The sequence below is a fragment of the Sphaerisporangium viridialbum genome (assembly GCF_049674955.1).
GTDB classification, from domain to species: Bacteria; Actinomycetota; Actinomycetes; order Streptosporangiales; family Streptosporangiaceae; genus Sphaerisporangium; species Sphaerisporangium viridialbum.
The window spans coordinates 1,637,115-1,644,190 of sequence record NZ_CP187232.1 but is presented as its reverse complement, the minus strand read 5'-3'; the positions used below and the strand labels follow the sequence as shown (position 1 = coordinate 1,644,190).

Sequence of the window (7,076 nt, the reverse complement as noted above, 5' to 3'; positions counted from 1 at the left end):
CGTGATCGCGACACATACTAAGGTAAGCATTACCTAAGTTAGTAGCCTGGCGCCAGAGGAGGCGGCCCAACTCGGGGGGCTACAGTTAAGGCCTGCCTTACCTAACAAGCGAAGGAAGTCGAAACGTGGAGACAGTTCGGTGACGCGTGGCGCGGGGCTCCGCCCCGCCGTTCTCGTGGCGCTGCTCGCCACCGTCCTCGTCGCGCTCTGCCTGCTGTCGATCGCGCTCGGCGCCCGCAGCCTTCCCCTCGACCAGGTCGTACAGGCGCTGCTCGGGCACCCGCCCAGCCGCCTGGCCGAGAACGTCGTCTGGTCGGTACGCGTCCCGCGCACGGCGCTCGGAATCGCGGCGGGCGCGGCCCTCGGGTTGTCCGGCGCGCTCATGCAGGCGCTGACGCGCAACCCGCTCGCCGACCCCGGACTGCTGGGCGTCAGCGCGGGCGCGGCCTTCGCGATCGTCGTCTCGGTCGCGGTGCTCGGCCTGGGGTCGCTGTACGGGTACATCTGGTTCGCGTTCGCGGGCGCGCTCATCGCCAGCGTCCTCGTGTACCTGCTCGGCGGGCTGGGACGTTCGGGCCTCACGCCGGTCAGGCTCGCGCTGGCCGGAGTCGCCGTGAGCTCGCTGCTGTTCTCGCTCACCAACGCCATCGTCCTGACCGACCCCGACGCGCTGAACCGCTACCGCTTCTGGTCGGCCGGCTCGCTCGCCGACCAGAACGCCGACGCGGTGCTCCGGATCCTGCCGTTCATCGCCCTCGGCACGGTGCTGGCCCTGGCCTGCGCGCCCGCGCTCAACAGCCTGGCCCTCGGCGACGACGTGGCCGCCTCGCTGGGGCGGCGCCTCGGCCTCGTACGGTTCCAGGGCGCGATCGCCATCACGCTGCTCACCGGCGCGGCGGTCGCGGTCATCGGCCCGGTCGTCTTCGTCGGGCTCGTGGTGCCGCACGTCGCGCGGATCCTCGCGCAGCAGGCGGGGCTCGGCCCCGACCACCGCTGGCTGCTGCCGCTGTCGGCGGTGCTCGCGCCCTGCCTGGTGCTCGCCGCGGACATCATCGGACGGGTCGCCGCACGGCCCACCGAGATCCAGGCCGGGATCCTCATCGCCTTCATCGGCGGCCCGTTCTTCATCGCCCTGGTCCGCCGTCGCCGACTCGCGGAAGTGTGAGCATGGTCCCCCCATCCCCCGGCGGCATGGTCGCCGCCCCAGCCCGCCGTACGTTCCGGCTGTCCGTGCCGCCGGTCTCCGGGGTGCTGCGGCCCCGGCTGGTCGTCGTGTGCACGGCGCTCGCCGCCCTCACGTTCCTGGTCTTCTGCTGGGGCGTCTCGGTCGGCGACTACCCGATCGGCCTGACCTCGGTCATGAAGGCGCTCGCCGGGTACGGAGACCCCGGGACGCTGCTGGTCGTCCGCGAGCTGCGACTGCCGCGCGCGCTGGTCGGCCTGCTGGTCGGCATCGCCTTCGGCGTCTCCGGCTCCGTCTTCCAGACCATGACCCGCAACCCGCTGGCCAGCCCGGACATGATCGGCCTGACCCAGGGCGCCGGCACCGCCGTCGTCGCGAGCATCGTGCTCGGCTGGGACGGCGGCCTCGGCCCCCAGACGCTGGGGCTCCTCGGCGCGCTGGCCACCGGCCTGCTCGTCTACCTGCTGGCGTGGAGCCGAGGCGCCACCGGTTACCGGATCATCCTGGTCGGCATCGGAGTGTCGTGGATCTGCACCAGCGCCACCGACTACCTCGTGGCCAAGGGCGGGCGGTTCCAGGCCCAGGCCGCGCTCGGCTGGCTCGTGGGCAACCTCAACGGCCGCGACTGGGACCAGGTGGTCCCGCTGGCCCTCGCCATGGTGGTGATGGTGCCGGTCGCGCTGACGCTCGGCCGCCTGACCCGTACGCTGCAGCTGGGTGACGACGTCGCCGCCGGCCTCGGCACCCCCGTGCAGCGGGTCCGCTTCGCGTTGCTCCTCACGGGGGTCGGGCTGGTCGCCTTCGGCACCGCGGCGGCCGGTCCGATCGCCTTCGTGGCGCTCGCCGCGCCGCAGATCGCGCAGCGGCTCGCCGGCACCGCCTGGCCGCCCCCGGTCGCCTCGGGGCTGGCCGGGGCCCTGGTCGTCCTCTCCTCCGACCTCATCGCACGCGAGCTGGTCCCCAGCACGGAGCTGCCGGTCGGAATCGTCACCGGCGTGCTCGGCGCGCCGATCCTGCTCTGGCTGCTCATCCGCGCCGACCGCGCGGGCTCAGGAGGCTGAACGCATGTCGACCACCCACCCGGACCTGCGGGCGAGCGGCCTGCACCTGGCGTACGACAACCGGCTGGTCGTGGCGGACCTCGACGTGGTCGTCCCGCCGGGCCGCGTCACCGCCATCGTCGGCGCGAACGCCTGCGGCAAGTCCACCCTGCTGCGGGCCCTGGCCAGGCTGCTCGCGCCACGCCAGGGAGCCGTCCGGCTCGACGGCCGCGCGCTGCATTCCATCCCGACCAGGGAACTGGCCCAGCGGCTCGGCATCCTGCCGCAGTCACCGGTCGCGCCGGAGGGGCTGACCGTCATCGACCTGGTCAACCGCGGCCGCTCGCCGCACCAGACCTGGTGGCGGCAGTGGTCGAAGGCCGACGAGCAGGCCGTCCACGCCGCGCTGGCCGCCACCGGCATGACCGACCTCGCCGACCGCGCGGTCGACGAGCTGTCCGGCGGCCAGCGCCAGCGCGCCTGGATCGCCATGGCCGTCGCGCAGGGCACCCCGGTGCTGCTGCTCGACGAGCCGACGACCTACCTGGATCTGGCGCACCAGATCGACGTCCTCGACCTCATCACCGACCTCAACCGGCGCGACAACCGTACGATCGTGATGGTGCTGCACGACCTCAACCAGGCCTGCAGGTACGCCGACCACGTCATCGCCATGAAGTCCGGCCGCATCGTCGCGGAGGGGGCCCCGGCCGACGTCATCACCGCGCCGACCGTCCGGGACATCTTCGATCTGCGCTGCCAGGTCGCGACCGACCCGGTGAGCGGCACACCGTTGATCATCCCGATGAGCCGCCACCACGACACCTCACGCGCGGAGCCGGTCGGCCGGCCCGTTCAGGGCTGAGTGGTGAGGTAGCCGCCCATGGTGCGGAAGTAGTCGGTGGCCGCGTGCTCCGTGCCGTCCTCGGTGCGCAGCCGCGTGAGGACGAGCCCGCGCCGCCGCCCGGTGCGGGCGTCGGCGCCGGAGACGATGGCCACCCCGTCCCCCTCACGAATGAAGACGCGTCCCGGGGTGCCGCCGTAGTACGCGCGCGACACCGCCGCCGACACGATGCGGATCCGCTCGCCACGGTGGTAGGTGAACGCGTTGGGGTACGGGTCCGACTGGGCGCGCACCAGCCGCTCCAGGTCCTCGGCCGGCCAGTTCCAGTCGATGCGGCTGTCCTCGACGGACCGCTTGTGGAAGAAGCTGGCCTTGGTGCGGTCCTGCGCGACCCACTCCGCCCGGCCTGAGGCGATGAGGTCGAGCGCGTCGTGCACGATGGGCCCGATCAGGTCGACCGTCCTGTGGAACAGGTCGGTCGCGGTGTCGCCCGGCCCCACCGGCACGGCCCGTTGCAGCACGATGTCGCCGGCGTCCAGCTCGGCGTTCATCCGGTGCGCGGTGACGCCGACCTCCTTCTCTCCGTTCATCAGCGCCCAGATCAACGGCGAGAAGCCCGCGTACGACGGCAGCAGCGAGTCGTGGATGTTCAGCGTGCCGTGCGGCGGGAGGTCGAAGATGTCCGGCGGCAGCCACGTGCGCCAGTTGTTGGCGACGATGATGTCCGGCGCGGCCTCGCGCAGCGCGGCGAGCAGCTCGCGGTCGTCGGGCCGGTTGCGCAGGAGCACCGGGACGTCGTGCTTCGCGGCCAGCTCCGCCACCGAGTCGTCCCAGATCTTCTCGTAGGCGTGGTCGCTCTTGGGGTGGGTGACGACGAGTGCCACCTCGTGGCCGGACTCCAGCAGGGCTCGCAGGGTGCGATGCCCCCACGTCTGGTAACCGAACATGACGACCCGCATGGACGATCCTCTCCTCGAACCCAATCTTGCAAGGTAAGGCTAACCTTATCTACCATGTTGCTGGCATAGGGAGGCGATGCCGCGGTGGACACACTGCAGAGTGGGCCGGATGTCATCCACGACATCCTGGGGATCGGTTTCGGGCCGTCCAATCTGGCGCTGGCCATAGCCGTCGAGGAGCACAACGCAGGAGTCCCCGCCGGGGAACGGCTCGATGCCGCATTCCTGGAGAAGCAGCCGCACTTCGGCTGGCACCGGGGCATGCTCATCGACGACGCGACGATGCAGGTGTCCTTTCTGAAGGACCTGGTCACCATGCGGAACCCGTCGAGCGACTACAGCTTCCTGTGCTACCTGCAGGAACGCGGCAGGCTGGTGGACTTTCTCAACCAGAAGACGCTCTTCCCGTTGAGAGTGGAGTTCCACGACTACTTCGAGTGGGCCGCCGCCCGGGTGAGGCACCTGGTCGCGTACTCCGCCGAGGTGGTCGCCGTCGAGCCGGTCGAGTCCGAGGACGGCGAGATCCGCTGGTTCGACGTGGTCAGCCGCGACCCGGACCACCCCGGCCGCACGTCCGTGCGCAGGGCGCGCAACGTCTGCGTGGCCACCGGGCTGGAACCCCACCTGCCGCCGGGCACCGTCCTCTCCGACCGGGTCTGGCACAACAGCGAGCTGGTCCTGCGCGTGGCCGAGCTGGCCGGATCCGGCGCTCCGGTGCGCCGCGCGCTCGTGCTCGGCGCCGGGCAGAGCGCCGCCGAGGCGGTCGACTACCTGCACCGCACGTTCGCCGACGCCGAGGTTTGCGCGGTCTTCGCCAAGTACGGGTACACCCCCGCCGACGACAGCCCGTTCGCCAACCGCATCTTCGACCCCGAAGCGGTCGACATCTACTTCAACGCCCCGCCCGTGGTCAAGCAGTCGCTGTTCGACTACCACCGCGGCACGAACTACTCGGTCGTCGACATGGACCTCATCCAGTCCCTGTACGCGACGACGTACCGCGAGAAGGTGCACGGCCGGGAGCGCCTGCGCATGCTCAACGTCTCCCGCATCCGGGATGTACGCGCCGTGGACGATCACCTGGACGTCACCGTGGAGTTCCTGCCCACCGGCGAGCGGAAGGTGCTCAGCGCGGACCTCCTCGTCCACGCCACCGGGTACCGGCCCCAGGACCTCGGCGCCCTCCTCGGCGAGGCGGCCAAGCTCTGCCTGCGCGACGACGAGGACGCGGTGCGCGTGGGCCGCGACCACCGCGTGGAGGTCGCGCCGCGGGTCACCGCGGGCATCTACCTCCAGGGCGGCACCGAGCACACCCACGGCATCACGTCCACCCTGCTGTCGACCACCGCCGTCCGCGCCGGCGAGATCCGCGACTCGCTCCTCGCCCGCCGCGCCCCCGTGGCGACCCTCACCTGACCTGACGAACGAGAGACTCCCCAGTGACACAGCGAACCGAGGCCCGCTCCGCGCGGGCCCACAGCGAGGCCAGGGTGGAATCTGCGCTGGACGCCCTCATGCAGGCCGGCGGCCACCTCCACGAGGGCGGCAGGTTCGCCGACGTCGGATGCGGATCGGGGGACGTCGCCCTGGCCATGGCCGAGCGGGAGTTCACCGTGACGGCGAAGGACGCCTCGCCGTCGATGGTCGAGGCGACCAGGGAACTGTGCGCGGGCCATCCCGTCTCCGCCGAGGTGCAGGACCCGCACGCGCTGACGCTGCCCGAGGGCCAGTACGAGGTCGTGCACTCCTCCTGGTCGCTCCACTCGCTCGGCGACGTCCGTGCGGCCGTACGGACGATGGCACGCGCCGCGAGCCCGGGTGGCCTCGTGGTCCTGCAGTGGAGTCACGGGCAGCCGCGGTCCTCGGGGTTCGCGCTGCGCGACGTCGTGGAGTCCGTGGTCCGCCGCCCGGAGTGGCGGGAGCGGCTCGCCTCGATCCCCTTGAGCGTCCATCAGCATCCGCTGGAAGAGGTGTCCGCCGTCCTCCGCGACGAAGGGCTGGAGATCGTGCTGGCGCGGGACGACGTCTCCGACCAGGACGAACAGGTCAGCGCGGAGGATGCCATCCGCCTTGAGTTACTGGCCGCACACGCCGAGGCGCTCGGCGAGGACGGCGACCGGTTCCTGGACGAAGCCGTCCAGGCGCTGATGGAGGCCAACGCCCTGAACCTCCACGACGTCCGCCTGGCCGCCCACCGCCCCAACGATCCCCGGTCATCGGCACGGGCTCGCTCCGCGTACGTCGACCGGGCGCGGTCGTCGGTGCGGGCCTTTCCGCTGTGCGCCGGGATGCTGGAGGTCGTCTCCGGCGAGCAGCTGTCCCCGCTGATGCGACGGCTGGTCCTCCGCCTGGTGGACGCCGGCCCGCTGCCCGTCGAGGAGCCCGCCGAGACGATCACGCTCATCTGGCCGGCCGCCGGCGCGGACGAGGTCGTACTGCCCGAGTTGAAGCGCTGGCGCTTCCCTGAGACGGCCGGCAGGCAGCACGCGGTGAACCTCACCGTACGCCGCTACGACCGCGCGGCAGGGCTGGTGACCTTGGACTTCTTCCTGCACGTGGACGACGGCCCGGCTTCACGGTGGGCGCGTGACGCGGTGCCGGGCGACCAGGTGGGCTTCGCGGGCTCCCGCGTCCACTGGGTGACCGACCCGACGGCGGAGTGGACGCTGATGGTCGGTGACGAGACGGCGCTTCCCTCCATGGCCGCGATCGCGGAAACGCTCCCCGCCGGGCACCGTGCCATCGCGGTGGCCGAAGTACGGGACACCGCCGAGCACGTGGCGCTCGACGCGCCGATCCCCGAGATGTACTGGGTCCACCGCGGCGAGCGCCCGCCGGGCGAGGGCCGCGCGCTGGAGGAGGTCGTACGCGGCCTCGACCTGCCGCCCGGCCGTGGCCAGGTATGGGCGGGCGGGGAGTCGCTCATGATCCAGAGCCTGCGCAGGCACCTGCTGCGCGACCGCGGCCTCCGGCGCGACGAGGTCTGCGCCCTCGGCTACTGGAGCATCCCCAGACCCCGCCGCCCCCCGAACGCCTGAACCCACCCGTCT

At 71.8% G+C, this 7,076-nt stretch carries 6 protein-coding genes; 5 read left to right on the top strand and 1 reads right to left on the bottom strand.

Going from position 1 to position 7,076, the window contains the following annotated elements; genetic code table 11:
- The first annotated feature begins 139 nt into the window (after positions 1-139).
- From ACOZ38_RS07640 to ACOZ38_RS07630, 3 genes are read left to right on the top strand one after another with little or no spacing between them, the layout of a single operon-like run.
- Positions 140-1,165 carry a FecCD family ABC transporter permease gene (locus ACOZ38_RS07640; RefSeq protein ID WP_424529402.1) on the top strand — a complete coding sequence of 342 codons (1,026 nt, stop codon included), beginning with the start codon at positions 140-142 and terminating at the stop codon, positions 1,163-1,165.
- 2 nt (positions 1,166-1,167) lie between these two features.
- Complete coding sequence (locus tag ACOZ38_RS07635; protein WP_424529401.1) at positions 1,168-2,244, top strand: FecCD family ABC transporter permease; 1,077 nt, start codon at positions 1,168-1,170, stop codon at positions 2,242-2,244.
- Between the two features lie 4 nt (positions 2,245-2,248).
- Complete coding sequence (locus ACOZ38_RS07630; RefSeq protein WP_424529400.1) at positions 2,249-3,088, top strand: ABC transporter ATP-binding protein; 840 nt, start codon at positions 2,249-2,251, stop codon at positions 3,086-3,088.
- Here the strand turns inward: ACOZ38_RS07630 and ACOZ38_RS07625 are convergent.
- On the bottom strand, positions 3,079-4,026 hold the full coding sequence (locus tag ACOZ38_RS07625; RefSeq protein ID WP_424529399.1) for a methionyl-tRNA formyltransferase: 948 nt from the start codon (positions 4,024-4,026) through the stop codon (positions 3,079-3,081). The genes ACOZ38_RS07630 and ACOZ38_RS07625 overlap by 10 nt on opposite strands.
- 84 nt (positions 4,027-4,110) lie before the next feature.
- Between ACOZ38_RS07625 and ACOZ38_RS07620 the strand changes: the two genes are divergently transcribed.
- Both ACOZ38_RS07620 and ACOZ38_RS07615 read left to right on the top strand, forming a co-directional pair.
- On the top strand, positions 4,111-5,442 hold the full coding sequence (locus ACOZ38_RS07620; protein WP_424529398.1) for a lysine N(6)-hydroxylase/L-ornithine N(5)-oxygenase family protein: 1,332 nt from the start codon (positions 4,111-4,113) through the stop codon (positions 5,440-5,442).
- A gap of 23 nt (positions 5,443-5,465) precedes the next feature.
- On the top strand, positions 5,466-7,064 hold the full coding sequence (locus tag ACOZ38_RS07615) for an SIP domain-containing protein (protein ID WP_424529397.1): 1,599 nt from the start codon (positions 5,466-5,468) through the stop codon (positions 7,062-7,064).
- The last annotated feature ends 12 nt before the right edge of the window (positions 7,065-7,076 follow it).